Source organism: Nocardia sp. NPDC051929 (assembly GCF_044548645.1).
GTDB lineage: Bacteria > Actinomycetota > Actinomycetes > Mycobacteriales > Mycobacteriaceae > Nocardia > Nocardia sichangensis.
In genome coordinates this window covers 418,070-443,168 of the sequence record NZ_JBIUCG010000002.1, presented here as the reverse complement: position 1 = coordinate 443,168, position 25,099 = coordinate 418,070, and the positions used below count along the sequence as shown (strand labels likewise).

Below are 25,099 nucleotides of genomic sequence, written 5' to 3'. Positions count from 1 at the left end.
CGGGCGCGGCCTTCACGTAGCCCGCGTCCTCCAGCAAACCCGACAAGCGTTCGGAATCGTGCACGTTCATCTGGCAACCGAAGGTGCGGACCTCGTAACTGCGTGCTGTGCCCTCGGCGGGCGCGGGAGACAACACTGCCTGTCCGATCGAATCCACCCGTCCAGGGTACGGGGCGGCCTCCGGTGGCTTTCGCGGGCATCGACGCAGGCTCGGGGCGGTCCACCGCCGACGACGGAGGAACCGCGAAGTTACGCGCACATGTCGAATCGGCGTGGCGAGAGGGTGTGTCGCCGAAAGTCGGGCAAATTTCCGATTTTTGCCTAAGGTCATGACCATGACCGACGACGACGCCGCGCCCGCCACGACCGGGGACGCCTCTGCCGGGGCCGTCAACGCCGCCACCAGCGGCCCACCGATGATCTTGATGCGCAAAGTGGACAAACACTTCGGCGACCTGCACGTACTCAAGGACATCAACCTCGAGGTCCCCAAAGGGCAGGTCGTCATCGTGCTGGGCCCCTCGGGATCCGGCAAGTCGACGCTGTGTCGCACCATCAACCGGCTGGAGCCGATCGATTCCGGCGACATCGCCATCGACGGTGTCCCGCTGCCCGCCGAGGGCCGCGCGCTGGCCGCGCTCCGCGCCGACGTCGGCATGGTCTTCCAGTCCTTCAATCTCTTCGCGCACAAGACGATCCTCGAGAACGTCGTGCTCGCGCCGGTCAAGGTCCGCAAGATCAAGAAGGACGCCGCCCGGACCCGCGCCATGGAGCTGCTCGACCGGGTCGGCATCGCCGATCAGGCCGACAAGTACCCGGCGCAGCTGTCCGGCGGCCAGCAGCAGCGCGTCGCCATCGCCAGGGCGCTGGCGATGAACCCGAAGGTGATGCTGTTCGACGAGCCGACCTCCGCGCTGGACCCGGAGATGGTCAACGAGGTGCTCGAGGTCATGGTGTCGCTGGCCAAGGACGGGATGACGATGCTGGTCGTCACCCATGAGATGGGCTTCGCGCGCCGCGCGGGGAATCGGGTGCTGTTCATGGCCGACGGCCAGGTGGTGGAGGACGCGACGCCGGACACCTTCTTCACCGCCCCGAAGTCCGAGCGAGCGAAGGATTTCCTGGGCAAGATCTTGAGCCACTGACCTGCCGGACACAGCGGCCAGCACACCCACTGGATAGGGAGAAGGAACTCGATGAGGATCAATCGCGCTCTGCGCATCGGTGTCGGGGCGATCGCCCTGACACTTGCCGCCGCGACCGCCACCGCGTGTGGCGGCGGCGGCGACAAGTCCGCCCTGGATCACGCCAAGGACGGCAAGCTCACCATCGGCATCAAGTTCGACCAGCCGGGTCTGGGCCTGCGGAACAAGGACGGGTCCTACAGCGGCTTCGACGTCGAAGTGGCCAAGTACGTCGCCGGGAAACTGGGTGTGCAGCCGAACGACATCACGTTCAAGGAAGCGCCGTCGCCGCAGCGTGAGACCCTGATCGAGAACGGACAGGTCGACTACATCGTCGCCACCTACTCGATCAACGACAAGCGCAAGGAGAAGGTCGACTTCGCCGGTCCGTACTACGTCGCGGGACAGTCGCTGCTGGTGCGCGCCGACAACACCGACATCAACGGCCCGGACAACCTGAAGGGCAAGAAGGTCTGCTCGGTGAAGGGCTCCACCCCAGCCCAGAACATCGAGAAGAACTTCCCCGACACGCAGTTGCAGACCAACGACACCTACTCGCTCTGCCTCGAGGGCCTGCGCGCCGGATCCTGGGACGCGGTGACCACCGACGACATCATCCTGGCCGGTTACGCGGCGCAGAGCAGCGGCGCGTTCAAGGTGGTCGGCAAGCCGTTCACCACCGAGAACTACGGCATCGGGTCGAAGAAGGGCGACAAGGAACTGCGCGACAAGATCAACGACGCGATCGAGGCGATGATCGCCGACGGTTCCTGGAAGAAGGCGTTCGACTCGACCGTCGGCGCCTCGGGCTACCAGGCCCCGCAGCCGCCGACGGTGAATCGGTACTGAGCGTCCGCACCGTTCGCCTCAGCACGGGTGGCCCGTCCCCGACCGGGCCGGGCCACCCGCCGCACCTCCCCTGACCATCGCGACCCGATCGGAGGAACGCGTCCGCCGTGTTCGACCTGATCTCGAGGTACGACAGCCAAATCCTCGAAGCCTTCTGGGTGACCATCCAGCTGACCGTGCTGTCCGCGGTCGGCGCGCTGATCCTCGGCACCGTCGTCGCGGCGCTGCGCGTGTCCCCCGTGCCGGTCGCCCGCTGGGTCGGCACCGCCTACGTCACCATCTTCCGCAATACTCCGCTCACGCTGATCATCGTGTTCATGTCGCTGGGCCTCTACACGACAATGGGCTGGCGCCTCGCCGGCGAGGGCCCGAACTCGCTGGCCCAGAACAACTTCCGCTTCGCGGTCGTCGGCCTGAGCATCTACACCGCCTCCTTCGTCTGCGAGTCGCTGCGCGCGGGCATCAACACCGTGCCGATGGGCCAGTCCGAGGCGGGCCGCTCGCTCGGATTCGGCTTCCTGCAGAACCTGCGGCTGGTCGTGCTGCCGCAAGCCTTCCGCTCGGTGATCGCCCCGCTGGGCAGCGTGCTGATCGCGCTGACCAAGAACTCCACCATCGCCTCGGCGATCGGCGTCGCCGAAGCGGCGACCCTGATGGCGGAGATGACCGAAACCGAGGCCGCGGTGCTGGCGATCGGCGCGATCTTCGCGCTCGGCTTCGTGATCCTGACCCTGCCGACCGGCCTGTTCTTCGGCTGGCTGGCCAAGAAATACGAGGTGTCCCGATGAGCGCAGGCGCTTCGGTCCTGTTCGACGCGCCGGGCCCGAAGGCGAGGCTGCGCAACAACGTCTACTCGCTGCTGGTCGTGGTCGCCGTGGCCGCGACGAGCTGGGTGCTCTATCGCGGTTTCGCCGACAAGGGGCAATTCACCGCGGAGAAGTGGAAGCCGTTCCTGGAGGCGGAGGTCTGGTCGACCTACCTGCTGCCCGGTCTGCGCGGCACCGTCGTCGCCGCGCTGCTGTCCATCGTGTTCGCGCTGATCATCGGCATGATCTTCGGCGTCTTGCGGCTGTCGGACCATCGCGTGGTGCGCTGGGTCGCGGGCACCGTCGTCGAGGTGGCGCGCGCCATCCCAGTGCTGATCCTGATGATCTTCCTGTTCGCGGTGTACTCCCAGTACGACGTGTTCCAGTCCGAGGATCTCGCGCTCGCCGCGGTGGTCACGGCGCTGACCGTCTACAACGGCTCGGTCATCGCGGAGATCGTGCGCGCGGGCATCCGCTCGCTGCCGAAGGGGCAGACCGAGGCGGCCGTCGCGCTGGGCATGCGCAAGAACCAGCTGATGCGGTTGATCCTGCTGCCGCAGGCGATCACGGCCATGCTGCCCGCGCTGGTCTCACAGATGGTGGTCGCGCTCAAGGACTCGGCGCTGGGCTACCAGATCACCTACGTCGAAATCGTGCGCTCCGGCCAGCAACTCGGCGCGGCCGAACAGAACACGATTCCGGCGCTGATCGTCATCGCGATCGTCATGATCGCGCTCAACAGCGCGCTGACGCTGGTGGCGACCAGGCTGGAACGGCGGCTGCGGGCGCGCAAGCGCGGAAAGGGCGGCGGCGCGGTCCTCGCCGCGGACTCGGTCATCACCGATGCCGCGCCCGGCGTCGACCTCGGCCAGAAGCCCTGAGCCGGGCTGCGGAAACCTTGCCGCGCAAGCGAACTGGCTAGCGCGCGGCAATTCCGCACGGGTGCCGGAGTGTTGTGCTCGAGCTGAGCGCAACACTCGTGCCCTCGGCGGCGTCCCGTCAATCTCGTAGGCATACGCCGATCCCCGGTATTCGACCGGTGGGACGGTCATCAGCGCGTCATACCTGCGGGAGTTGATCGATGACCAGCCGTACCTCCGACCTTCTCTTCGACGAGTCCTTCTCCTTCCCCGGCGAACTGCGCCACCCCGGGAACGCGGGCCCCGCACGGGTCGCGGTGATCGGCGCGGGCGCGAGCGGTCTGGCCGCCGCCTACGAGCTGCAACGCCACAGTCTGGACGTGACCGTCTATGAGCGCACGGCACGCCCCGGTGGGCGGGTCCGCACCTGGCGGTTCTGGGACGGCACCCACGGTGAACTCGGTGCGATGCGGATCCCGGGCAACCATCACTGCACGCTGCACTACGTCGACGAGTTCGGCTTGGCCACCAGGCCTTTCGTCAACGCGAATCCGGATGCGTACTACCTGCTGCGGGGCCGTCGGGTGCGCAGGTCCCAGGTGGAACAGGTGCTGCCCGCCTACCAGCTGGAGGAGGCCGAGCGCACCGACCCGCTCCTGGTGCTCGAGCGGCTGCTGCGCGCCGCCTGGCAGGGTCTCGGCGATCATCGGCGCAAGGCCCTGCTGGCCGGTGACGTGGCCGACCCGGAGCTGGACCGGCTCGCGGCGACCTCGCTGTGGCAGTTCACCCGGCAACGCCTCTCGCCGGACGCCTGGGATCTGATCGGGCATGCCAGCGGGCTGCTGCACTACGAGCACGCCTCGCTGCTGGAAGTGCTCGTGGATTACTTCGGGTTGTTCAATGTCGACCAACTGGAGCTGGTGGACGGCACCGATGCGCTCATCCGCGGTTTCACCGACGCGCTGCGCCCGGGCAGCCTGCGGCTGGCCACTCGCATCACCGAACTGCACGTCACCGGCGACGGCGTGCGGTTGCGCGGCGAGCGGCACGGCGCGGCGTTCACCGACGAAGTCGACTTCGTGATCTGCGCGGTACCCGCGCCCGGCCTGGATCAGATCGACATCTCCCCCGCGCTGCCCGCGCCCCAGCGGCAGGCGATCCGCGGCATCAGTTACGCCAGCAGCACGAAGACCCTCGTCCACGTCCGTGCGCGGCACTGGGAGCACGTCGACGGGATCTTCGGCGGCGGCAGCTTCACCGATCTGCCGATCCAGCAGGTGTGGTACCCGTCCGACAACGCTCGGCTCGCCCCCGAGTCGGCCCGCTGGAGTGCGGCGGATCCCGAGCGCTCGCACGCACCGGCCGTGCTCACCGCGGCCTACCTGTGGGAGAACAACGCCCGGCGGTTCGCGGCGCTGCCCGAGACCGACCGCACCAGAATCGTGCTCGCCTCGCTCGAACAGCTGCATCCCGGCCTGACCGCCGTCGTCGACGACGTCGTGCACTGGGCCTGGGACGAGCAGGTCGGCATCGGCGGCGGGGCGTTCGCCTACCTGGCGCCGGGACAGCACGCGCGCTACCTCGCGGAAATCGGCGCACCGCATCCGCATCCGGCGCCGCGGGTGTTCTTCGCAGGCGAGCATCTCTCGGTCGCGCACGCCTGGATCCAAGGCGCGCTGCAATCGGCGCTGGAGTCGGTGCGCCACGTGCTGGATCAGGTGAGCGTGCCGCGTGCGGCTTGATCGCGCGACCTGGGCGCTCGCCTCGGTGAGCACCGTATGGGGCGCCAGCTACACGGTCACCGGCTGGGGTCTGCGCGAACTGGACGTGGTGACCTTCAACGCGATCCGCTTCGCCGCGGCCGCGCCACTGCTGCTGGTCCTCGCGTGCGCCGTGGAGGGCAGGCCCGCCATCGCGAGCCGGTGGTGGCCGCGGCTGGCGCTGTCGGCCGCGATCGGCATCGTGGCGTATCAGCTGGCCTTCAGCGCCGCGGTGGCGCTCACCACGGTCACCGAGTCCGCCATCCTGATCGCTTTGTCGCCGTTCTGGACCGCGCTGCTCGCGCGGCTGAGCGGTGAGCCCGTCCGCGCCGCCGTGCTGATCGGCGCGTGCGTGGCGATGGCAGGCGTGGTCCTGGTCGTCCTCGGCCGCGAGGCGGGCCACGCGGCGCCGAACCGCGCGCTCGGGGATCTGGCCGCTTTGGTCGCGTCCGCGCTGTGGGGCGCCTACCCGGTCGTCACCCGCCCCCTGCTGGTCGATCACAGCCCCCTGCGGGTGACGGCGTGGGCCTCGGTGATCGGCGCCGCGGTACTGCTGCCCGCGGCGTCCGCACTGGCACCGCCGCGCGATGCGCCGAGGCTTTCCGGAACAACCCTGGTATCACTGGCCTTTTCCGTGCTGGCCGTGACCATTTACGGCCTCGTGGCGTGGTACTGGGGCGTGCGGCGGGTGGGGTCGGCGCAAACGATGGTCTTCATGTTCGCGGTGCCGGTGGCGGCGGCGGTGTTCGCCGTCGCGGCCGGCGCAGAACGCGTCACCTGGCCGCAGGTCGCCGGTGCGGGGCTCGTGCTCGCGGCATTGACCTGTAGCCGACGCAATCCGAAAGTCCTCGACACAGGAGTAGGAAATGACGGTTACCACGACCTCGATCACGCTGGAACGCGCGACGCTCATCGTTAGCGAGGCGCTGGCCTACGGCGCCGCGCACGGGTTCGACCCGCTCACGGTGGCGGTTCTGGATCCCGGCGGCCATCTCGTCGCGTTACAACGCCAGGACGGCTCCGGCATCCTGCGACCACAGATCGCGATCGCCAAGGCCTGGGGCGTGCTCGGCCTCGGCGTCTCCAACCGCGAGATCGCCCGCCGCGCGGCGGCCGCGCCGACCTTCTTCACGTCGGTGGCCGCGCTCGCCGAAGGGCGCATCCTCGATGTCCCCGGCGGTGTCTTCATCCGGGACTCGGCGGGCGGGATTCTCGGCGCGGTCGGTTCGACTGGGGCCGAGACTTCCTTGGAGGACGAACGCGCCGCCGTGGCGGGTATCGAGGCCGCCGGTCTATCCGCCGATACAGGAGAGGTGTAGACCGACGATGCCGCACCCGAAACCCGCGCAGCGTTGCACCTCCGCCGCGGCGGTACGAAGGGTACAGACCTCGACCGCCGCGGGCCGGGCCCCGATCGGCTGTCCGAGCAGCGACAATCAGCAAACCGATCGAAAACGCCGTAGTCGCCCGCGTTTTCGCTAGCACGGCGGCTGCGCCGGGCCGTACCCCGAGCAGTAGCCGCACACCGACCATCCGTATCCCGCACAGCCGACCGGCGTGGAGCGCAGTTGTGAGCGGGATAGGGCTTCCCCCCACCGGGCCGGATCCGGTCGGCGCCCACCGTGCGCGCTCCCCCGCACGACCACACATCGCTTCGGCAGCGGTGACCGTGCCGATTCCGGTGAGGTCGGTACCGCCGACGAACTTCCACCAACTCGCTTGGTTCGACTGCCTCAGGTATACGACAACGCCTCGACCTGGTGAAGCACGGCTCCGATCGCCGGGAGCCGCATGGGCGAGTTCAGTCGATGGTCTCGTCGAGATCGCCCTCGAACCCCTGATCGGCCAGTTCGGCCTTGACCACCCGATACGCCGTGGACTGACCGTAGCCACGGCGGGCGAGCATGCCGACGAGGCGGCGAATCATCTTGTCCCGGTCCAGATCTCGCGGCAGAGAGCGCAATTTGCGGCGGACCAGCTCGGCGGCGCGGGTTTCCTCGTCGTCGGTGGTGATGGCGTCGAGGGCGGCCACGGCATCCGATTGCGCGACGCCCTTGCGCCGAAGTTCTTGCGCGAGCGCCTGCTTGCCTTTACCGGAGAAGGTGTGCCGGGAGTGCACCCATTGCTCGGCGAAGGCGGCGTCGTCGACGAGACCCACTTCGCCGAGGCGATCGAGCGCCCGTTCGCTCACTTCGGCCGAGTACCCCTTGGCGGCCAGACGCTGAGCCAGCTCGGCACGGCTGCGGGCGCGAACGGCGAGCAATCGGAGACACGCCTCCTTCGCCTGTTCGACCGTTCCGGCTTCGGATCCGGCCGCCCCCGGATCGGCCGTTGGTCCTTCGGTGAGACCGGAGTCGGCCGAAGGCGAGCCGATACGCGCCCGCGCACCCCGGGGACCACGACGGGACCCAGCCGGGCGCGCCCGCTGCGGATCGGACGCGCCCGGCCGAGTTCCCATGGTGTCCGGCGCAACCGAACCACCTTCGGCCCTCCGGACGAGCTCGGCGTCCTGTCCGCGGGACCGGGCACCGTCTGGCGGACCGGAAGCGGACAAGAGTTCTTCCAGCCGACGCCGCATCTCCTGCACCGCGTCGGCCCGTGGCCGCCCGGAATCGGCCGGACCCGTTCCGGGCGAGCGACGGCTGTGCGTCGGCTCAGAAATCGGCGGGCACCTCCGCGGCCGCATCGGCCGTCACGTCGGCGCCGATGCCGAGCTTCTCCTTGATCTTCTTCTCGATCTCGTCGCGGACGTCGACGTTCTCCAGCAGGAACTTGCGGGCGTTCTCCTTGCCCTGGCCGAGCTGATCGCCCTCGTAGGTGTACCAGGAGCCGGACTTGCGGATGAAGCCCTGCTCGACACCCATGTCGATGAGCGAGCCCTCCTTGGAGATGCCGTGCCCGTAGAGGATGTCGAACTCGGCCTGCTTGAACGGCGGGGAGACCTTGTTCTTCACGACCTTCACGCGGGTGCGGTTGCCCACCGCGTCGCTGCCGTCCTTGAGCGTCTCGATGCGGCGCACGTCCAGGCGCACCGACGCGTAGAACTTCAGCGCCTTGCCGCCGGTGGTGGTCTCCGGCGAGCCGAACATCACGCCGATCTTCTCGCGCAGCTGGTTGATGAAGATCGCGGTGGTGCCGGAATTGTTCAGCGCGCTGGTCATCTTGCGCAGCGCCTGACTCATCAGGCGGGCCTGCAGACCGACGTGGCTGTCGCCCATCTCGCCCTCGATCTCGGCGCGCGGCACCAGCGCGGCCACCGAGTCGATGACGATGATGTCGATGGCGCCGGAGCGCACCAGCATGTCGGCGATCTCCAGCGCCTGCTCACCCGTGTCGGGCTGGGAGACCAGCAGCGCGTCGGTGTCGACGCCCAGCTTGCGGGCGTAGTCCGGATCGAGCGCGTGCTCGGCGTCGATGAACGCCGCCACGCCGCCCGCGGCCTGCGCGTTGGCCACCGCGTGCAGCGCCACGGTGGTCTTACCCGAGGATTCCGGGCCGTAGATCTCGACGATGCGGCCGCGCGGCAGGCCGCCGATGCCCAGCGCCACGTCGAGCGCGATCGAGCCGGTGGGGATCACCGAGATGGGCTGGCGCGCCTCCTCGCCGAGGCGCATGACGGCGCCCTTGCCGAAGCTCTTCTCCACCTGGGCCAGCGCGAGTTCGAGCGCCTTGTCCCGGTCGTACGCCTGTGGTGCCATGGTCCTGCTCCCCTTTTCGACGGGTAAGTCTCGTTCTGTGGTTGGCGCCTACAGTAGAGCGCGGCACCGACAAGTTCTGGCGACCAGCCTAGACGAACAGGTGTTCGAGTCAAGCGACGCGCCCGGCGCGCAGCACACCGCTCGCGCCCTCTCCGGCGAACGCCGCGCGATCAGCGCACCAGGGCGATCCGGTCGGTGTCCAGCAGCGTCTGCGCCTGTTTGAGCACGCGCAGGGAAGGCGTCACTTCCACGTCGGTGATCCCGTCCAGCGCGCCGAGGCGCTCGGTCACGTACCGGTAGAGATCCGCGGTGTCGCGGCAGATGATCGAAGCGAACACATTGGACGGCCCGGTGGTGGCGGCGACGAACACGATCTCCTGGTGCGTCGCCAGCGCGCGCCCCACCGCGTCCAGATCGGCGGGCCGCACGCGCAGCCAGAGCGCGCCGCGCACGCCGTAGCCCATCCGCTCGATCGCGAAATCGACGTCGAAGTACAGCACGCCCGCCGCGGTCAGCTCGGCCATGCGCCGCGCGACTCGCGGCGCTGTCCACCCGGTTTCGGCCGCGAGCTGGGCGTACGGAGCGCGCCCGTCCCGGCCGAGCAGCGTGAGCATCGCCTCGTCGGCCGCCGAAAGGTGCACCGGTGCGTCCGGTCCCGCGTCCGCGGTCCGGGGCCGGGCGGGGCCGAGTGCGTCGAGCTGGGCGGCGGTGAGCAGGTGCCGATAGCGCGGCCACTCCTCGTCGAGCGGAAAACGATGGATGACCTCGTACGCGGTCAGCGCCAGCACTTGCGGGGCGCGCGGCAGGATCTGCAACAACAGCGCGTCGCGCCGCTCGATCGAGCGCGGCCTGCCCACGCAGGTCACCTCGGAGCCGGTGGACAGCAGGGTCACCCAGCTCAGATCCGGGAACCGGGACAGGGATTCGGCCAGCCGCAGCGCTTTGTCCGGTGTCGATTTCAAGCGCAGCACCCAGCGCGCGTGACCGAGCGGCGCCGCGTTCACCTGTCCGGCCACGTGCAGGATGCCGCATTGCCGCAACGCGCGGTAACGCCGCGCCACCGTCTGCTCGGAGACGCCGAGAGCGCCGCCCAGCCGGGCGAACGGCATCCGGGCGTCGTGAACCAGCGCGTGCACGATCTGTTTGTCCAGGACATCCAGATCAGAAGATTCCCTCGGGCCATCGTCGCGCACAGGAGGAATCTAACGCAATTGCCGCTGTGGCTAGGGGGATCCGTCCGATTGCCGCACGCTTGGCGTCGAAATCATTCGAATCCGCCGTGGAGGCTCCCGTGAGGAAATGGCTCCCCCTGTTCGCCGCGTGCCTCGGCACGCTGATGCTGCTCATCGACGTCACCATCGTGAACGTCGCCCTGCCGGATATCGCCGCCGATCTGGACACCGGATTGTCCGGCTTGCAGTGGGTGGTGGACGGCTACGCCTTGGCGCTGGCGGCGCTGCTGCTGGTGCTCGGCTCGCTCGCCGACCGGGTCGGCGCGAAGCACGCCTACCTGGCCGGACTGGTCGTCTTCGCGATCGCGTCGCTCGGGTGCGGCGTCGCCGAGAACGCGGCGGCCCTCGTCGCGGCGCGGGCGCTGCAAGGCGTCGGCGGCGCGGCCATGTTCGCCACCACGCTGTCGCTGCTGCACGCCACCTACACCGGCCGTGACCGCGGCGTCGCCTTCGGCGTCTGGGGCGCGGTGTCCGGTGCGGCGGCGGGCATCGGAGTGGTGCTCGGCGGCGTGCTCACCGAGGCGTTGTCGTGGCGCTGGATCTTCTTCGTCAACCTGCCCATCGCCGTGCTGGCGATCGGGCTGACCGCCACCGTGTTCCCGCCCGTCCAGCGGCGCGTGGGCCGAGCGGTGGACCTGCCGGGCATGCTGGCCTTCGCGACCGCGGCGACGGCGGTCACCTACGGCGTCATCCGCGGCGGCGAGCACGGCTGGACGGACGCGGCCGCGGTGACGGCGTTCGCGCTGGGCGCCGCCGCGACCGCGATCTTCGGCTGGGTCGAAGCGCGCGGCGCCGCACCGATGTTCCCCTTGGCACTGCTGCGCAACCGCGATTTCGGCGCGACCCTGTTCGGCGCGTCCGGACAGACGTTCGCCGCGTTCGCGAGCACTCCCCTGGTCTCGCTGTGGCTGCAACAGCAACTGCGCATGTCGCCCCTGCACGCGGGTCTGGCGATGCTCCCGATGGCCGCGACCGCGTTCGTGGTGGCGGGCGCCTTCGGTCGGCTGCTGCACGATGTCGCGCCGAAATGGACCATCGGCGCGGGGTTGGTGGTGGTCGGCCTGGGCAGTTGGCTGCTGATGATCGTCGGCGCCGAGTCCTCCTGGGTCGCGCTGATCCCGGGATTCGTGGTGATCGGCATCGGGATCGGCGTCAACGCGCCCGCGCTGGTCTCGGTCGGCATGGCGGCGGTCGCCCCGGAGCAAGCGGGCACCGCCGCGGGTGCGGTGAACACTGCCCGGCAACTGGGCCTAGCGCTCGGCGTCGCGGTGCTCGGCACCGTCTTCCGCGGGGTGGCCGACGCCGCGCAGCCGATGACGTCGCCGCACTTCGTCGCCGGGCTCGACGCGGCGTTCGGCATCGCGGCGGCGGTGGGCATGGGATTCGGACTGGTCGCGTTCGGACTGTTCCACCGGAAGCGCGCGGACGCCGGATCGCCCGAAGCCGAGCGGCAGGCCGTCGCCGCCTGATCGCGATCCGGCACGAAGAGACGGCGGCGTCCCGGACGGGCGCCGCCGTTTCCCGTGCCCCGGCGGCCCTAACGCTGCGGCAGCACCGACTCGTCACCAGGCTCGCGTGGCCCGAAGATGCGCCGCTCGGATTCCCCGATCGGGACATCGTTGATGCTGGCCTCACGCCGGGACATCAGCCCGTCCGGCGCGAACTCCCATTGCTCGTTGCCGTAGCTGCGGAACCACCGGCCGGACTCGTCGTGCCATTCGTACTGGAACCGCACGGCGATGCGGTTGCCGTGGAAGGCCCATAGATCCTTGCGCAGCGCGTAGCCGTTCTCGATGGACCACTTCCTGGTGAGGAACTCGACGATGGCGTCACGGCCGGTGAAGAACTCGTCGCGATTGCGCCACACCGAATCTTCGGTGTACGCGGCGGCGACCCGTTCGGGATCGCGCGTGTTCCAGGCGTTTTCCGCAGCCCGCACCTTGGCTTCGGCGGATTCCGCGTCGAACGGGGGTAGCGGAGGTCGCATGGGACAACTCCTTTTCTCGAAGTCTCAGGGATTCACGGGAGAAAGTTCGGCAGGGCCCCATCGCAGCGCTCCCGTGGATCGCTCGACCACCTCTTCGATGGTGAAATCGAGGGAGCACTGCGCGCCCGCCGTGAAGGTCTCGGCTGCCCAGACCAACTCGGCCGTGCCGGTGAGCTGCAACGTGGCGCCCGTGGACCAGTCCGGGATCAGGATCCCGCAGCGGGGGTTGACCGCGAGGTTACCGAGCGTCATGAACATCGAATTGCCCCGATAGTCCGGCCAGCGCAGCCGCGTGGGCGAGAGCACTTGCAGGAAGCCGGGATTCCCGCCGCGATGCGAGGCGTCGGCGTTGCCTTCCTCGTCCGCGGTCGCGACGAAGAACGTGTCGGCCGAGGCGATCGCGGACCGCTGCTCGGCATCCAATTCGACACCGCGACGCACCGCGGGCGTCGTAGCGCCGGGCGTGTAGCTCGCGACGTCCCGGCGGGAGATGTACTTGGGACAATTCGAGTACACCTGATCGGTGACTATGCGCACGCCCGCGTCCTCCGGCGCGGACCTCCCATTGACGCGCATCCGCCTGCGCCGCTGCGGTTGCAGGGCGATCATGCCGACGCGAGACCGGCGGGTCAGCGCTTCGTGCAGCGGGTCGGCGGCAGCGGGCATGGTGCCGATCGAAATGGTCCGGTCATCCACCGCTCGGACGAATCCCGGCTGCCCGACCAGCTCGCTCGCCCACAGCCTGCCCGCCGCGTCGGCGGCGGCGAGCACCACCATCCGTTGTTCGGCCAGGAAATCGGCCGCGACCGCGGGGATATCGGCGCGGATCATGCGACCGACCCGTCCGGCGATGTCCGCCTGCCCCATCCGGCGCTGCACGGCGACCTCCCCGCGGTGGAACGCCTCCATCGCGATACTCCCTTCGCTACGCGGCCGGATCAGAAGAAGCCGCAGGTCGGTGCCGCACCGCTGGGCGCGGGAGCGGATTCCGCGCCACTGGGCGCGTACACCTCCAGCCGGATGCCGTCGGGATCGGTGAAGAAGATCCCACCGGAGGCGACGCCCTCGCCGTGCGCCACCACGCCGTCGTGGGCGAAGGTGACCGAGAGTTCACGCAGCACCCGTTCCACCGCGCGTACCTCGTCGATGCTGTCGACCTGGAACGAAAGATGATGCAGCCCAGGCGTTTCGGTGGAGAACGCGCCGCCGCTCTGCTGCCACAGCGTGACCACCAGCTTACCGTCGCGACCGAGGAAGGCCCAACGGCGCTGCTCGTCGGCGCTCGCGGCGAGCTGTTCGAAACCAAGGGCCCGGCGGTAGAAGTCCACCGAACGATCCAGATCCGAGACGTTCAGGCCGATGTGCCCGGTGCTGAGCTGAGGCGCGGCAACCGTGGTCATGAGTTCCTCCTCGGAAGATTCAACCGCCTTATGCGGTTTCACTGGTTAGAACGTACCGACCCGGGAACAATGGTGTCAACCATCTAAATAATTTTCAACGGTTAGAAAGGAGGTGACGGCCGTGGACGACGGCGCCCACTCGGTACCCTCGGGCATGCCCGATCCACGCCCCCACCTCGGTGAACCCCTGGCGCTCGATCTGCTGAACACGAGATGGATCGAGCACGGACCACAGGACCTGCTCACCGATGTCACCGGCCTGCACACCTGGCTGGCGTCGGCGGGCCTCACCGATCGCGCGACCGCCGACGAAGCCACCTTGAACGCGGTGCTGACCGCCCGGACCGCCATCTACGACGTGGTGGTGCACGCTTCCCCCGCCGGACTCAACGACGTGCTGGAACACGGCCGCGTCCGCCGCGCGCTCACCGCGTCCGGGCCCGCCGACCTGGTGGACGTCCCGGAGCAAGCTTGGTTGCCCGGCTGGCTGGCTGCCGACAATCTGCTGGAGCTGCTGCGCACCGCACCCGATCGGATCCGCCAATGTGCGCATCCGGAGTGCGTGCTGTTCTTCTACGACACCTCGAAGAACGGAACCCGCCGCTGGCACTCCATGGCCACCTGCGGCAACCGCACCAAAGCGGCGCGGCACTACGCGCGAAAACCCTGAGGCTCAGAACAATTCGTCGAGCAGCCGGTAATACGTCAAGCGGCTCTCGTCCGGCTCGGCCAGTCCGTAGGCCGCGAAGAAGGCCGTCACCTCCGCTTCGCCGAAATCCGCGCGCAGGTCGCGGACGGCGAGCGCCAGATCACGGTAACGGTCGGAAACACCGAGCCCGCCGACATCGAGGAGGACGCCGTTCACCAGCACATTCGGCGGGGTGAAATCACCGTGCGCCACCACCAGATCCTCACGCTCCGGCCGCTGTGCCAGCAGCCGCTCGAGGATCTCCGCGGGGGTGGACCCGGCGTTGTCGTCGTCGAAATCGTCCGCGTCGACGAGACCTTCGACCACGTTGCGGCGCGCCCGCGCCAGCACGACGTCCAGGCGTCCGTCGAACGGGCACTCGCCGACCGGAATGCTGTGCAGCCGGCGCAACAGCGCGCCGAGCACGGCGCCGATCGAGGCCGCGTGAGCGCCGCCGGAGCCCGCCGACAAGCTGGGCGCGCCCACGTCCGCGAGCACCAGCACGTCGTCCTCGAACGCCGTCACCTCCGGCACGGCGATCCCGCGCTCACGCAGCCAGGTGAGCCGCCGATACTCGGCGACGGCCTTCGGACCGCGTTTGAGCCAGTAGGCGCCGTCGACGCGCACCACACCACCGCTCATGCCCTCGTGCTCGTCCGACCAGCTCGGCACCTCGCCGAACAACGCCGCGACGGTGGGCGGCAACGGAATCGGCAGCTCGCCCAGCGTGTCCAGCGCGGTGCGGGTGGCTTCGATCTCCTCGGGATCGCCCTCGGCCACGCGCAGCCGCATCGCCTCGGCCAGCAGTTCGCGCGCCTCGGCCAGGTGGTTCCGTTCGGCGAGCGCCTTGCCCAGGTGCTGCACGGCGAACGAGAGCACCTCCGGCGCGGCTACCCGCGCGTGTTCCACGGCGCGGCGGTACAACGTCTCCGCGGTGCCCGCGTCGCCGCGATAGCGGTAGACGTCGCCCAAGTTGATCCACACGGTGATCCGGCGCCGCTCCGTGTCCACCAGTTCGAGCGCGCGATCGAGGTGGTCGAGCGCCTCGTCGTAGCGGCCGAGCAGCATCAACTCGATGCCGGTCTGCCGATAGCTCGCGAAGTCGTCGGGGTGTGCCTGCGCCACCCGGACCGCCAAACGTTCCGGGTCGTGCGGGATCATCCGCTGCCGCTCGTCGAACCGGTACAGCGGCTCGTCGCGCTCCACCTGCCCGGGGGCGCTCACCAGCGCGTCCTCGGCACGTCGAATTCGGCGCACAGGGCGCGCCAGACGTCGCGGGGATCGGTTCCGGCCTCGATGGCGGCGGCGCCGGTGCGCCCGCCCAACGCCGGGATCACGTGGTCGGTCAGCAGGGCGTCGCCGCGGGCCACACCGAACTCGGTGTGCAACAGTTCCTGAAACTCGGTCAACCGCACCGTCCCGAACTTACTCCCGTCCCCCGCGTTCGCTGGTCAGGGGCACGCCCGGCACCCGCTCCGGTCAGGGTTGGACGGCGTAACAGACCTGGTGGCACAGGGCGACCGGGTCCGGGAAATCGCGCGTGGCGGCGGCCTCCCTCGCCGCTCGGGTGTAGCGCGGGTCGGCGAGGATCGCACCGACCGCGGCACGGACGGCCTCGGGTGAAAGCGGCCGGACGACGATCGAACTACCTTGTCGCGCCGCGCGATTGGCCAGCTCCCACTGGTCGCCGCCGCCGGGAACGGTGACGATCGGGACGCCGGCGGACAGCGTTTTGGCGAGCAGGCCGTGACCGCCGCCGCCGACGACGACGGACGCGTGGGTCAGCAGTTCGTCCTGCCGCCCCAACCCCGCCGTGGCCCATGGCGGAAGATCGGCGGGCGGCGTGTCCAGCATCGAAATGGCCACGCGGACACCGGTTCCCTCCAACGCCCGCAGGACGGTCTCGGCCATGCCCGCCACACCGGTGTGCGCGGTCGAGGGCGCGACCATGACCAGCGGCGCGTCCCCGGGCGGCAGGTCCAGGATCGCGTCGGTCGGCTCCCACAGGAGCGGGCCGATCACGTGGGCGGATTCCGGCCAGTCGGGGCGCGGTACCTCGAGCGCGGGCAGGGTGGCGATCAGGCGCGCGGCGGGCCCGGGATCGACCGCAGGCAGGCCGACGCTCTCGCGCGCCCGCTCCCGCTGGCGACGCCCGCTCCGCAGCGCGCGTGCGGTCATGCCGCGCAGTACGCCGTCGCGCACCCGACCGCGCAGACCCGAGCCGGGCGCGAGCCCGCTTCCGATGGGCGGCAACCCTTTCGACGGCAGGTACAGCGGATGCGGGGACAGCTCAACCCAGGGGACGCCGAGCCGTTCCGCGGCCATGCCGCCGCCCGCGGTCAGCACGTCGGAGATCACCAGTTCGGGCAGCATGGCGCTCAATTCGGGCAGGATCTCGGTAGAGATGTGCGCGGCCCGCTCGTGGATGCGCTGCCCGGCGTCGGCGTCGTCGTCCACCGGTCGCGGCGCCAGGCCTTTCAGTCTGCGCACCCCGATTCCGGCGGCGAGCGCGGCGTCGAACCACCGCGGACCGGTGAACAGGACGGGCTCGTCACCGGCCGCCAGGAATTTCGAGCACAACGCGATAGCGGGGAACGCGTGACCGGGATCGGGCCCTGCGACGACGGCTACTCGCATCCGCCTAGCCTGCCACAACCCCTTCGAGGTCGATCACACCCGCATCGCGGCACCGCTCGCTACAGCTTGCTCACCGTCGACTTGTCCGAGCCCGAGACCGCCTTGTACAGCAGGTACAGCCCGAACACGATGGCGCTGATCACCAGGATGGGGAACAGGCCTTTGATCAGCGCGCCGATGACGGCCAGCGCGATCCAGACGACCGCGACGATGCCGATGATCTTCCACAACATTTCGATGCCTCCAAGAAGTCGGTTTCCGCTTCGAGCATGGCACTTGGATCAGCGGAAATCACCAGGTGGGGAGGCATTTCGGGGTGTAAATCAGGGTTCCCCCTTAGGCCGGCGCCCCGCTTGTCGCGCGGCGATCGGGGTTTCGCCGCCGACCGAAGATCTCCCGTCCCGAACACGCCACGATGGTGTGCGCGTCGGAGGACGCGCACACCATCGTCGAGGACGAGCCGATCAGCGGGGCTCGGCGTCCGGCAACTCGCCGGCCAGAGGATCGTCGTGCGGCATGCCATCCGGTTCCCGCATACCGAGATCGGCAGTGTCGACCGCGTAGGGGTCGACCATCGGATCCAGGCCCATGCGCGACCGATCGCCGGACGCCGGCATCCGCAACGTCTCCTCGTCCGGACCCGTATTGTTCCGCATACGCGTGGTGGCGACGCCTCCCGGCTCCCCGGTCCGCCGCTCCGGCGGGCGGGTCATCGCGGGGCGGGTGCGCGGCGGCTGCGGCACCGGCTGCCTGCCGTAGACATCCCAGGCGGACTGATCCGGATCGATCTGATAATGGTCGAACAGTTCCTGCTCGGCCTGTGGGCTGATCTGCCCGTTGTGGTCCAGCTGCGGCGAGGCCTTGACCGCGTCCTTACCGACTCGCACCTGCAACACGGCCGCCTCGGGGCGATGCTCGGCGCCCGCAAGCGGGACCAACGCGTCGGCGCTGAACAGACCGGTGGATACCGCGATCCAGGTGGGCGATCCGGAATTGTTGTCGACGTAGACCCGTTTGACCTTGCCGATCTTCTCGCCTTCGGGGCCGTACACCGAGCTGCCGATGAGCGTTTCCAGCATTTCAGTCATGGGTTCCTCCGCAGTTCGTCCGTGCGATGCGCAGCTCGACAGAACGCGGCTGTCCACCGCGCGTGCTGGGAAAAGCAGTTCAATCGCTGGTGGGTCGATCCGTGACGTCGGGGCTCGCGACGACGCGCTGCGTTCTGCGCGACAGCCGCACCGGGTCCTCGGCGCTGTCACACGTCAGATACCGGCTGACGTCCAGCCGCTGCGTGTCCTGGTCGAGCAGCGATCGACGGTAGGAAACATCGAGCATGACGTGCTCCTGCCAGTAGTGCATGTGCCCGGCCCCAGACGAGACCGGAAATGATCAGCTACATGATGGCAACTACCCGTGCATTCCTCGACCAAACCAGGCTCAGTAACCAATTCGCCGACACGCCGCGCCAGAAGCGACGACACAGCTATCTGATAGCTATTCGTTATGTATTTCGCTGCGAGTTCCCCGCGCGCCCACGCTTGATCAGCATCAGCGCCGACGGTCCGCTGGTGAATCGGAAGTCCTTGCCGCGATGGTCGACCTCGCCATCGGTGGCCAGCGACACCGCCTCCTCGGCGACCCGCACATCCACCCGGGAAACCCTGCGGTGCCGATAGGTGGGCGAATACTCCAGCGTGCCGGTGAACGTCGCGAAGACCAGCCGCAGCCGCGAGAACGGGACATCGGCGCGCAAGTAACGGACATCGAGGGTGCCGCCGCGCAACTCCGGACGCGACATGGGGATCTGGTCGGCCGGGTGGTAGGTGCCGTTGCCCACGAACAGCATCCAGAGCGCGGTGTGGGCGCCATCGACGGTGACGTGCAGCGGCTGGGCGCGGAACAGCACGCGCACCATGGCGATTCCCGCCGCGGGCCATTTGCCGATCCGCCGTTCCCAGCGCTCGCGAACACGGACGAAATCGGGATAACCGCCGAGACTGGCGGTGTTCACGAAGGTGCGCTGCTCGGCGCCGTCCAAACAGACACCCGCCACGTCGACCCGCACCGCTTCGCCCGCTTCCAGCCCGGCGACGGTCACGTCGGTCCGCTCCACTCCGGCGTCCCTGGCGAAGTGGTTCAGCGTGCCACCCGCGAATACCGCCAGCGGCAACCGGTGACGGACCGCGTACTCCGCGACGGCCGACACCGTTCCGTCCCCGCCGACGACGCCGAGAGCGCGGAGATCGTCGCGCCTCATTAGTTCGTCGACCCGCTCCTCGAAATCGTCGCCGCCCAGTTCCAGCACCTCGGCGGCGGGCAGTCGCTCACGCAGGTCGGCGAGCGCGTCGTCGCCATCGCCCGATCCCGCGTGCGGATTGCCGATCAGCAGCAATCCGGCGCCCTTCGGCAGCGGGTCGATGTGTTCGACCGGACCGAGCGCGGCGGGTTCGTCGTCGCGCACCGCCCACCACCGCCGAGTGACCAGTGCGACCGCGCTACCGAACAGCGCGCCCGCGACCACATCGGAGGGCCAGTGCACGCCGATGTGCACACGCGAATATCCCACCGCGGCGGCGACCGGGGCCACCGCGACGGCCGCCGCGGGCGATTCCAGCGCCAAGCCCGTCACGAAGGCCGCGGCGGAGGCCGCGTGCCCGGAGGGGAACGATGACGAGACCGGCGGCGCGACCAGCCTGCGCACGAACGGAACGGATTCGTCCGGCGGACGACGGCGCGGGAACAGCGGCTTGGCCACACCGTTGGCCACGCCGCTGGCGATGCTCAGCGCGAGCAACCCGCGCACCGCGCCGCGCCGGGCCGAGCGATCTCCGGCGACGAACAGGACCGCCCCGAGCGCCATCCACAAGCGACTCTTGTCGGCGGCGGTGCTCAATGCCTTCAATGCCCGGTCCGCAGGAGTCGCACGCACGCGCGCACTGCGGCCGACCAGCCAGCGATCCAGGCTGCTCGTCATTCCGATCACCCCACCGTCGCGTTCGCGAGTCGAGAGAAACCGCATCGCCGCAGCCTACCGACCGCTCGAGCGCCGCGCCCACACGACCGCTCCATGCGGACGCGAGTGCTCAGGCGTGCGCCGGATCCCCGGGCGCGGTCGAGACCGGTGCGACTTCAGTGCACGGATGTACTCTGATCTTCAACGCCAAACGGCGCTGCGCGACAACAGGGAAGGGATGATCCAATGACGCAGACACCCCAATCAGCACACAGTCATGCACTGAATCTCCTCTGACGGCCGGGACCCCGATGGAACAGACGAACGAGCTGGCACAGGAACTCGCGGCCGCGGCCCGGCGGCACGGTTCGGCGATCGCGGGAATCGTCGGATCGGCCGCCCGCAAAGCGTCGTGGGAAGTGCTCGACCTCATGGCCGAGAGCCGCGAACTCGTCGGCGCGGCGTTTCGGGCCAGGGCCGAGGAACTTCGCCGCCGGGACCGGCCGAGCTGACCGGCCCGGATCAGATCGGTGGCCGCGGCGACGCGGGCACCGATTTGTCGGCCACCTCGATGAGGGCCTGCGCCCACCCGTCCAGCCGGTCGGAGGCGTGGCGCAGATCCGCCACGATGGTGTCGAAGTTGTGCCGCACCACGGTGGTCTCCGGCACCGCGAGAATCCGGCCCGCCGCGGCCACCACCTGCTCGTACTCCGTGACGCCCGCGTCGAGCCTGGCCAGGATCAGCCGCAGATTCTCGGTGAGCGCCACCGCCGCGGGCGAATTCGCGCTTCCGATGGCCCCGAGCCCCTGTTCCATCGCCGTGATATCGGCAGCCAGCGCATGGAGCGCCGCCGCGCCCGAGGCGGCGGTCTCGAGCATGTCGGCCAGTTCGTCCGGGGGCAGCCGATGCGAGCGGGCGATCTGAACGCCCAAGCCGTGCAAGGCCTTCTCCGCGCGCACCAGACGCGCGATCGACGGCCGGGCGTTCGACCATACCGGTGGCTGCTTACGCGGGAGGAACGCCGCATGCGGCAGCGGCGCTCCCCGCAGTCGCAGATAGCGACGAGTGCTCAGCGCCGCGCCGGTGACCAGTGCCACCGCGCCGCCGCCGACCACGACCACGGCCCACACCGGCGCCGAAAGGGCGACGAGGCCAACGGTTCCCACTGTGGTGAGGCCGGACACCGTGCCCAGCTGGAAGGTGCGGCGGCGGGCCCTGCGGCGGCGGCGCAGCTCCCGCTCCCGTGGATCGGCCCAGCGCCGCACGGCGACGAGCGCGTTCTCACCGACTTCGCGAAGACTGTCCGGCAGGCTGCCCGGCTGTGGCGCGAGCGCGGCTTGGGCCCGGATCATCGCCGTCCCGCGCAGGCGCCGCGTTTCGGGCCGACGCTCGCGAAATGCACTGCCGCTCATACCTTCTCTCCCACCGGTTGCACACATCGGACAGACCGGGACCCGACTCGGCCGACGGCCGGCCGGTCGGGTCCCCACGCCTTGTCCTCCAGTGAACCAGCCCCCACCGACACGTGTTCGCCGAACACCCGGAGGCGGCTACTGCTGCGCGGCCTGTCCCTTGTTCATCTGCGGCTGTGCCGAACCCGCCTGTGCCGGATTGATGGCGGGCTGGGCGCCACCGGCGGGCAACTGGTCCCCGCGCATGGACGCGCGGATCTGCTCCAGTTTGCTGTGCCCGGCCATCTGGATGCTGGCCTGCTGCACCTCGAGCATGCGGCCCTGCACCGAATTCTGCGCGAGTTCCGCTGCGCCCAGCGCGTTGGCGTAGCGGCGCTCGATCTTCTCGCGCACCGCGTCCAGGCTCGGCGTGCTGCCGGGCGCCGACAGCGTCGAATCCATCTGCTGCAGCGAGGCGGAGACCTGCTCCTGCATCTTGGCCTGCTCCAGCTGGCTGAGCAGCTTGGTGCGCTCGGCGACCTTCTGCTGCAACAGCATCGCGTTCTGCTCCACGGCCTTCTTCGCCTGGGCGGCCGCCTGCAGCGACTGGTCGTGCAGGACCTTCAGGTCCTCGACGGACTGCTCGGCGGTGACCAGTTGCGCGGCGAACGCCTCGGCGGCGTTGGTGTACTGGATCGCCTTCTCGGTGTCGCCCGCCGCGGTGGCCTGATCGGCCAGCAGGACGGCCTGACGTGCGTTGGCGTTGAGCTTCTCGACCTCGTCCAGCTGTCGGTTCAGCTTCATCTCCAGCTGACGCTGGTTGCCGATGACCGAGGCGGCCTGCTGCGAAAGGGCCTGATGCTGCCGCTGGGCTTCCTCGATAGCCTGCTGAATCTGGACCTTCGGATCCGCGTGCTCCTCGATCTTCGCGTCGAAGAGGGCCATCAGGTATTTCCAGGCCTTGACGAACGGATTAGCCATCGATTGATCCCGCCTCCATCTGACATGCCGCGCTCCGGCGCGACTCCAGTGCGCGACCGTCACGCACCCGATATGTGCCTATCCTCCACCATGTGGCACCAGGGCCGGGCGAACCCGGCCCAACCGACGCCTACGGAGAATCTATCCGCTTTCCGCACCGGCCCGCAGCGTTGCCGCCGTGGCCGCAACTCGTCGCCGGTCACGCACCTTTCACCAGGACCAACATGTCCGATCGCGGAGCCGGGATGACGATCCGGGTGTCCTCCGCCAGCGGCAGCGGCCGCGCCGCGGCGTCGGCCGACATGGTTGCCGCCGCGGATGCGGACTCGGCCTGCGCGGCGGACTCGGCCGCCGTCCGCTCCGGCTCGGCCGCAGCGGCCGCGGCCTCGTCCGCGGGCGCGCCGGCCGTCGCCGCGTCGACACCGGCCATGATCGTGCTCACATCCCACAGCACCCGCGACAGCGGGACGTCCAGCGCTTCGCAGATGGCGGCAAGCAGTTCGCTGGAGGCCTCCTTGCGACCCCGCTCGACTTCGGAGAGATAGCCGAGACTCACTCGCGCCGATGTCGACACCTCGCGCAAGGTCCGGCTCTGGGCGAGACGCGCACGCCGCAGACTGTCCCCGATCGCCTCTCGCAGCAGCGTCATCTCGTTCTCCTTCGCTCCCGGTCGCGAGGCCGACGCGATCGCCGACCCCACGCATGCCGTTCTTTCTGGCACAACGTCGGAACCGGGGTGGATGGTTCCCGCCGGAAGCACCTCAGCCGCTCCGCCCGACGCGGTCGGCCGGGTCCGTGCCCGCCTCCCGCACACACCGCAGCAATTCCGCCACCGCCGTGCGCGTCGCACCGATTCTGATCGTCCACCGGTCGCCGGGGAGTTTCAACCGCATCACTTCGGTGTGCCCGGGACCGGCCAGTCCGAGGAAGACCGTGCCGACCGGGTGCCCGTCCTGGGAATCGGGGCCCGCCACGCCGGTCAGCCCCACACCCCAGTCCGCGCCGCAGCGCGTGCGCGCGCCGACGGCCAGCTGTTCGGCGGTGCTCGCCGCCACCGGGCCTTCGGCCGCGAGGACCTCCGCGTCGACACCCGCGAGGCTGTGCTTGAGGTCAGTGGCGTAGACCACCAACCCGCCGCGCAGCACGGCACTGGCGCCCGGTACCCCGGCGATGGTCGCGGCGAGCAGACCCGCGGTCAGCGATTCCGCGGTGGCTACCGTTTGCCGCACAGTCACCAGCGCACGAACGAGATCGATGGCGGGCACGTCGGCGACCAGCGGATCGCTCATGCGCCGCGGTTCCGCCCCGGGCCGCCCGCGAACCACACCCGGGCCGCCTGACCGACGTAGTCGAGGCCGGTGGCCACGGTCAGCGCGACCGCCACATACATCAGCAGCATGCCGATACCGGCGACCCAGCCCGACAGCGGCAGCAGGAGCATGGCGATGGCCACCGACTGGACCAGTGTTTTGAGCTTTCCCCCGCGCCCTGCGGGAATGACTCCGCGCCGCACGACGATCAGACGCAGCAGTGTGACGCCGATCTCCCGGCCGCAGATCACCAACGTGATCCACCAGGCCAGGTCGCCGAGCACGGACAAGCCGATCACCGCGGACCCGATCAGCGCCTTGTCCGCGATGGGATCGGCCAGTTTGCCGAAATCGGTCACCAACCCGTATTTGCGAGCCAATTGCCCGTCGAACCGGTCGGTGATCGCGGCGAGGCCGAACAGCGCCGCGGCGGCGATCCGCCAACCGGTCTGGTGACCATCTCCGGCGAACAGCGCGACGACGAACAGCGGCACGATCGCGATGCGCAACATGGTGAGCACGTTCGCGATGTTCAGCAGCGGAGGGCCGCTCTCGGCCTGCGCGGGCGCGAAGCCGGGACGGATCGGGGCGGGCGCGCTCCAGGGGCGGTCCGTCTCGTCGGGTTGCACGCTCATGCCATCGCCTCACCGGCGATCGGCTCGCTCACGGCCGCCTCGTCGGACCGCCGCGCCGCCCGGCGCGATGCGGTGAGTTGGACGAGTGGATCTGCGGCACACGTTCAGACTATCGGTAGCCGAGCCGACTACTGTGCACCCCATGACCTCTCGGGGACCACTAGGTGGTTCGACCAGCGACGCGTATCCGGGCGCGGCTTCGGCCGCGCAGAGCTCCCTCCCGGTCGTCCGACGCGCGCGAACCTCCGACGTGCCCGAGATCAAACGCCTCGTCGACGTCTACGCCGGCCGCATCCTGCTGGAGAAGAACCTGGTCACCCTCTACGAGGCGGTGCAGGAATTCTGGGTCGCCGAACTCGACGGCCGCGTGGTCGGCTGCGGCGCGCTGCACGTGCTGTGGGCCGATCTCGGGGAGGTGCGCACGGTCGCGGTGCATCCCGACGTCAAGGGCAGCGGTGTGGGCAAGCTCATCGTGCAACGTCTCGTCGCGGTGGCGCGCGAACTCGAGCTGGAACGGCTGTTCGTGCTGACCTTCGAGGTGGAGTTCTTCGGCAGGCACGGCTTCGTCGAGATCGACGGCACGCCGGTCACCGCCGAGGTGTACGCCGAGATGTGTCGCTCCTACGACACCGGCGTGGCCGAGTTCCTCGACTTGAGCTATGTGAAGCCGAACACTCTCGGCAATACTCGGATGCTGCTGACGCTCTGAGCCCAACCCACAGGAAGC

Annotated in this window: 29 protein-coding genes and 1 pseudogene; 11 read left to right on the top strand and 19 right to left on the bottom strand. The window is 69.4% G+C overall.

Translation table 11 applies throughout. From position 1 onward, the window contains the following. Window positions 1-157: pseudogene (locus ACIHAX_RS04280) on the bottom strand (tRNA (N6-isopentenyl adenosine(37)-C2)-methylthiotransferase MiaB); the annotation flags it as partial. Window positions 158-416: 259 nt separating this feature from the next. On the opposite strand from ACIHAX_RS04280, the gene ACIHAX_RS04275 reads away from it, so the two are divergent. The 7 genes from ACIHAX_RS04275 to ACIHAX_RS04245 all read left to right on the top strand — a co-directional run bounded on the left by ACIHAX_RS04275 (window position 417) and on the right by ACIHAX_RS04245 (window position 6,778). Beyond that, on the top strand, window positions 417-1,145 hold the full coding sequence (locus tag ACIHAX_RS04275) for an amino acid ABC transporter ATP-binding protein (protein WP_355071010.1): 729 nt from the start codon (window positions 417-419) through the stop codon (window positions 1,143-1,145). A gap of 51 nt (window positions 1,146-1,196) precedes the next feature. Then, window positions 1,197-2,033, top strand: a complete 837-nt coding sequence (locus ACIHAX_RS04270; protein ID WP_355070239.1) for a glutamate ABC transporter substrate-binding protein — start codon at window positions 1,197-1,199, stop codon at window positions 2,031-2,033. A 107-nt stretch (window positions 2,034-2,140) separates the two neighbouring features. Beyond that, window positions 2,141-2,821, top strand: a complete 681-nt coding sequence (locus ACIHAX_RS04265; protein WP_355070237.1) for an amino acid ABC transporter permease — start codon at window positions 2,141-2,143, stop codon at window positions 2,819-2,821. Beyond that, window positions 2,818-3,720 carry an amino acid ABC transporter permease gene (locus tag ACIHAX_RS04260; protein ID WP_364426824.1) on the top strand — a complete coding sequence of 301 codons (903 nt, stop codon included), beginning with the start codon at window positions 2,818-2,820 and terminating at the stop codon, window positions 3,718-3,720. The genes ACIHAX_RS04265 and ACIHAX_RS04260 overlap by 4 nt, the downstream gene beginning before the upstream one ends. 200 nt (window positions 3,721-3,920) lie before the next feature. After that, window positions 3,921-5,441 carry a flavin monoamine oxidase family protein gene (locus tag ACIHAX_RS04255; RefSeq protein WP_397275717.1) on the top strand — a complete coding sequence of 507 codons (1,521 nt, stop codon included), beginning with the start codon at window positions 3,921-3,923 and terminating at the stop codon, window positions 5,439-5,441. Next, window positions 5,431-6,378, top strand: coding sequence for a DMT family transporter (locus tag ACIHAX_RS04250; RefSeq protein WP_397275715.1), 948 nt, complete (start codon window positions 5,431-5,433; stop codon window positions 6,376-6,378). Before ACIHAX_RS04255 ends, ACIHAX_RS04250 begins: the two co-directional genes overlap by 11 nt. Further along, window positions 6,326-6,778, top strand: a complete 453-nt coding sequence (locus ACIHAX_RS04245; protein ID WP_397275713.1) for a heme-binding protein — start codon at window positions 6,326-6,328, stop codon at window positions 6,776-6,778. The genes ACIHAX_RS04250 and ACIHAX_RS04245 overlap by 53 nt, the downstream gene beginning before the upstream one ends. A gap of 482 nt (window positions 6,779-7,260) precedes the next feature. On the opposite strand, the gene recX is transcribed toward ACIHAX_RS04245, so the two are convergent. The 3 genes from recX to ACIHAX_RS04230 form a co-directional block, all read right to left on the bottom strand. Further along, the gene (gene recX / locus ACIHAX_RS04240) at window positions 7,261-7,917 is read right to left on the bottom strand and encodes a recombination regulator RecX (RefSeq protein WP_379251273.1); all 657 of its coding nucleotides are present in this window, start codon (window positions 7,915-7,917) and stop codon (window positions 7,261-7,263) included. Between the two features lie 196 nt (window positions 7,918-8,113). Next, window positions 8,114-9,157, bottom strand: coding sequence for a recombinase RecA (gene recA / locus ACIHAX_RS04235; protein WP_039799269.1), 1,044 nt, complete (start codon window positions 9,155-9,157; stop codon window positions 8,114-8,116). A gap of 170 nt (window positions 9,158-9,327) precedes the next feature. Next, window positions 9,328-10,350 carry an Lrp/AsnC family transcriptional regulator gene (locus ACIHAX_RS04230; protein ID WP_355070227.1) on the bottom strand — a complete coding sequence of 341 codons (1,023 nt, stop codon included), beginning with the start codon at window positions 10,348-10,350 and terminating at the stop codon, window positions 9,328-9,330. Window positions 10,351-10,448: 98 nt separating this feature from the next. On the opposite strand from ACIHAX_RS04230, the gene ACIHAX_RS04225 reads away from it, so the two are divergent. Next, window positions 10,449-11,858: an MFS transporter gene (locus tag ACIHAX_RS04225; protein WP_364426840.1), complete on the top strand. Its 1,410-nt coding sequence runs from the start codon at window positions 10,449-10,451 to the stop codon at window positions 11,856-11,858. Window positions 11,859-11,926: 68 nt separating this feature from the next. Here ACIHAX_RS04225 and ACIHAX_RS04220 read toward each other — a convergent pair whose 3' ends face one another. The 3 genes from ACIHAX_RS04220 to ACIHAX_RS04210 are packed head-to-tail and all read right to left on the bottom strand — an operon-like array spanning window position 11,927 to window position 13,776. Next, on the bottom strand, window positions 11,927-12,376 hold the full coding sequence (locus ACIHAX_RS04220; RefSeq protein WP_355070223.1) for a nuclear transport factor 2 family protein: 450 nt from the start codon (window positions 12,374-12,376) through the stop codon (window positions 11,927-11,929). A gap of 24 nt (window positions 12,377-12,400) precedes the next feature. Next, window positions 12,401-13,285 (bottom strand): pyridoxamine 5'-phosphate oxidase family protein, encoded by an 885-nt coding sequence (locus ACIHAX_RS04215; protein ID WP_397275709.1) that lies wholly within the window; start codon window positions 13,283-13,285, stop codon window positions 12,401-12,403. Between the two features lie 29 nt (window positions 13,286-13,314). Next, a complete protein-coding gene (locus tag ACIHAX_RS04210) occupies window positions 13,315-13,776 on the bottom strand; it encodes a VOC family protein (RefSeq protein WP_355070219.1) in 462 nt (153 codons plus the stop codon). A gap of 154 nt (window positions 13,777-13,930) precedes the next feature. Between ACIHAX_RS04210 and ACIHAX_RS04205 the strand changes: the two genes are divergently transcribed. Beyond that, complete coding sequence (locus ACIHAX_RS04205) at window positions 13,931-14,446, top strand: CGNR zinc finger domain-containing protein (RefSeq protein ID WP_356962441.1); 516 nt, start codon at window positions 13,931-13,933, stop codon at window positions 14,444-14,446. Between the two features lie 3 nt (window positions 14,447-14,449). On the opposite strand, the gene ACIHAX_RS04200 is transcribed toward ACIHAX_RS04205, so the two are convergent. From ACIHAX_RS04200 to ACIHAX_RS04170, 7 genes are all read right to left on the bottom strand, one after another. Beyond that, window positions 14,450-15,688, bottom strand: coding sequence for a phosphotransferase (locus ACIHAX_RS04200; RefSeq protein ID WP_397275707.1), 1,239 nt, complete (start codon window positions 15,686-15,688; stop codon window positions 14,450-14,452). Next, window positions 15,685-15,879, bottom strand: coding sequence for a DUF3046 domain-containing protein (locus ACIHAX_RS04195; RefSeq protein ID WP_355070215.1), 195 nt, complete (start codon window positions 15,877-15,879; stop codon window positions 15,685-15,687). Before ACIHAX_RS04195 ends, ACIHAX_RS04200 begins: the two co-directional genes overlap by 4 nt. 64 nt (window positions 15,880-15,943) lie before the next feature. Then, the gene (locus ACIHAX_RS04190) at window positions 15,944-17,101 is read right to left on the bottom strand and encodes a nucleotide disphospho-sugar-binding domain-containing protein (RefSeq protein ID WP_364426851.1); all 1,158 of its coding nucleotides are present in this window, start codon (window positions 17,099-17,101) and stop codon (window positions 15,944-15,946) included. A gap of 59 nt (window positions 17,102-17,160) precedes the next feature. After that, window positions 17,161-17,334, bottom strand: coding sequence for a hypothetical protein (locus ACIHAX_RS04185; RefSeq protein ID WP_355070211.1), 174 nt, complete (start codon window positions 17,332-17,334; stop codon window positions 17,161-17,163). 231 nt (window positions 17,335-17,565) lie between these two features. Next, window positions 17,566-18,189 (bottom strand): PRC-barrel domain-containing protein, encoded by a 624-nt coding sequence (locus ACIHAX_RS04180; RefSeq protein WP_397275704.1) that lies wholly within the window; start codon window positions 18,187-18,189, stop codon window positions 17,566-17,568. 79 nt (window positions 18,190-18,268) lie between these two features. Further along, the gene (locus tag ACIHAX_RS04175) at window positions 18,269-18,436 is read right to left on the bottom strand and encodes a hypothetical protein (RefSeq protein ID WP_355070207.1); all 168 of its coding nucleotides are present in this window, start codon (window positions 18,434-18,436) and stop codon (window positions 18,269-18,271) included. Window positions 18,437-18,602: 166 nt separating this feature from the next. Next, a complete protein-coding gene (locus ACIHAX_RS04170; protein WP_397275702.1) occupies window positions 18,603-20,120 on the bottom strand; it encodes a bifunctional phosphatase PAP2/diacylglycerol kinase family protein in 1,518 nt (505 codons plus the stop codon). A 245-nt stretch (window positions 20,121-20,365) separates the two neighbouring features. Here ACIHAX_RS04170 and ACIHAX_RS04165 point away from each other — a divergent pair, with 245 nt between their 5' ends. Further along, entirely contained in the window at window positions 20,366-20,566 is a 201-nt protein-coding gene (locus ACIHAX_RS04165) for a hypothetical protein (RefSeq protein ID WP_067809022.1), read from the top strand. A gap of 10 nt (window positions 20,567-20,576) precedes the next feature. Here the strand turns inward: ACIHAX_RS04165 and ACIHAX_RS04160 are convergent, their stop codons facing one another. The 5 genes from ACIHAX_RS04160 to pgsA all read right to left on the bottom strand — a co-directional run bounded on the left by ACIHAX_RS04160 (window position 20,577) and on the right by pgsA (window position 24,372). Next, complete coding sequence (locus ACIHAX_RS04160; RefSeq protein ID WP_355070204.1) at window positions 20,577-21,467, bottom strand: hypothetical protein; 891 nt, start codon at window positions 21,465-21,467, stop codon at window positions 20,577-20,579. Between the two features lie 138 nt (window positions 21,468-21,605). Continuing rightward, entirely contained in the window at window positions 21,606-22,427 is an 822-nt protein-coding gene (locus ACIHAX_RS04155) for a PspA/IM30 family protein (protein ID WP_355070202.1), read from the bottom strand. Window positions 22,428-22,626: 199 nt separating this feature from the next. Then, window positions 22,627-23,076 carry a helix-turn-helix transcriptional regulator gene (locus ACIHAX_RS04150; RefSeq protein WP_364426860.1) on the bottom strand — a complete coding sequence of 150 codons (450 nt, stop codon included), beginning with the start codon at window positions 23,074-23,076 and terminating at the stop codon, window positions 22,627-22,629. Window positions 23,077-23,188: 112 nt separating this feature from the next. Then, a complete protein-coding gene (locus ACIHAX_RS04145; protein WP_356961469.1) occupies window positions 23,189-23,716 on the bottom strand; it encodes a nicotinamide-nucleotide amidohydrolase family protein in 528 nt (175 codons plus the stop codon). Beyond that, window positions 23,713-24,372, bottom strand: coding sequence for a CDP-diacylglycerol--glycerol-3-phosphate 3-phosphatidyltransferase (pgsA, locus tag ACIHAX_RS04140; protein ID WP_364426864.1), 660 nt, complete (start codon window positions 24,370-24,372; stop codon window positions 23,713-23,715). Before pgsA ends, ACIHAX_RS04145 begins: the two co-directional genes overlap by 4 nt. A gap of 142 nt (window positions 24,373-24,514) precedes the next feature. Between pgsA and ACIHAX_RS04135 the strand changes: the two genes are divergently transcribed. Further along, window positions 24,515-25,081, top strand: coding sequence for an amino-acid N-acetyltransferase (locus ACIHAX_RS04135; protein ID WP_355070195.1), 567 nt, complete (start codon window positions 24,515-24,517; stop codon window positions 25,079-25,081). Window positions 25,082-25,099: the final 18 nt, after the last annotated feature.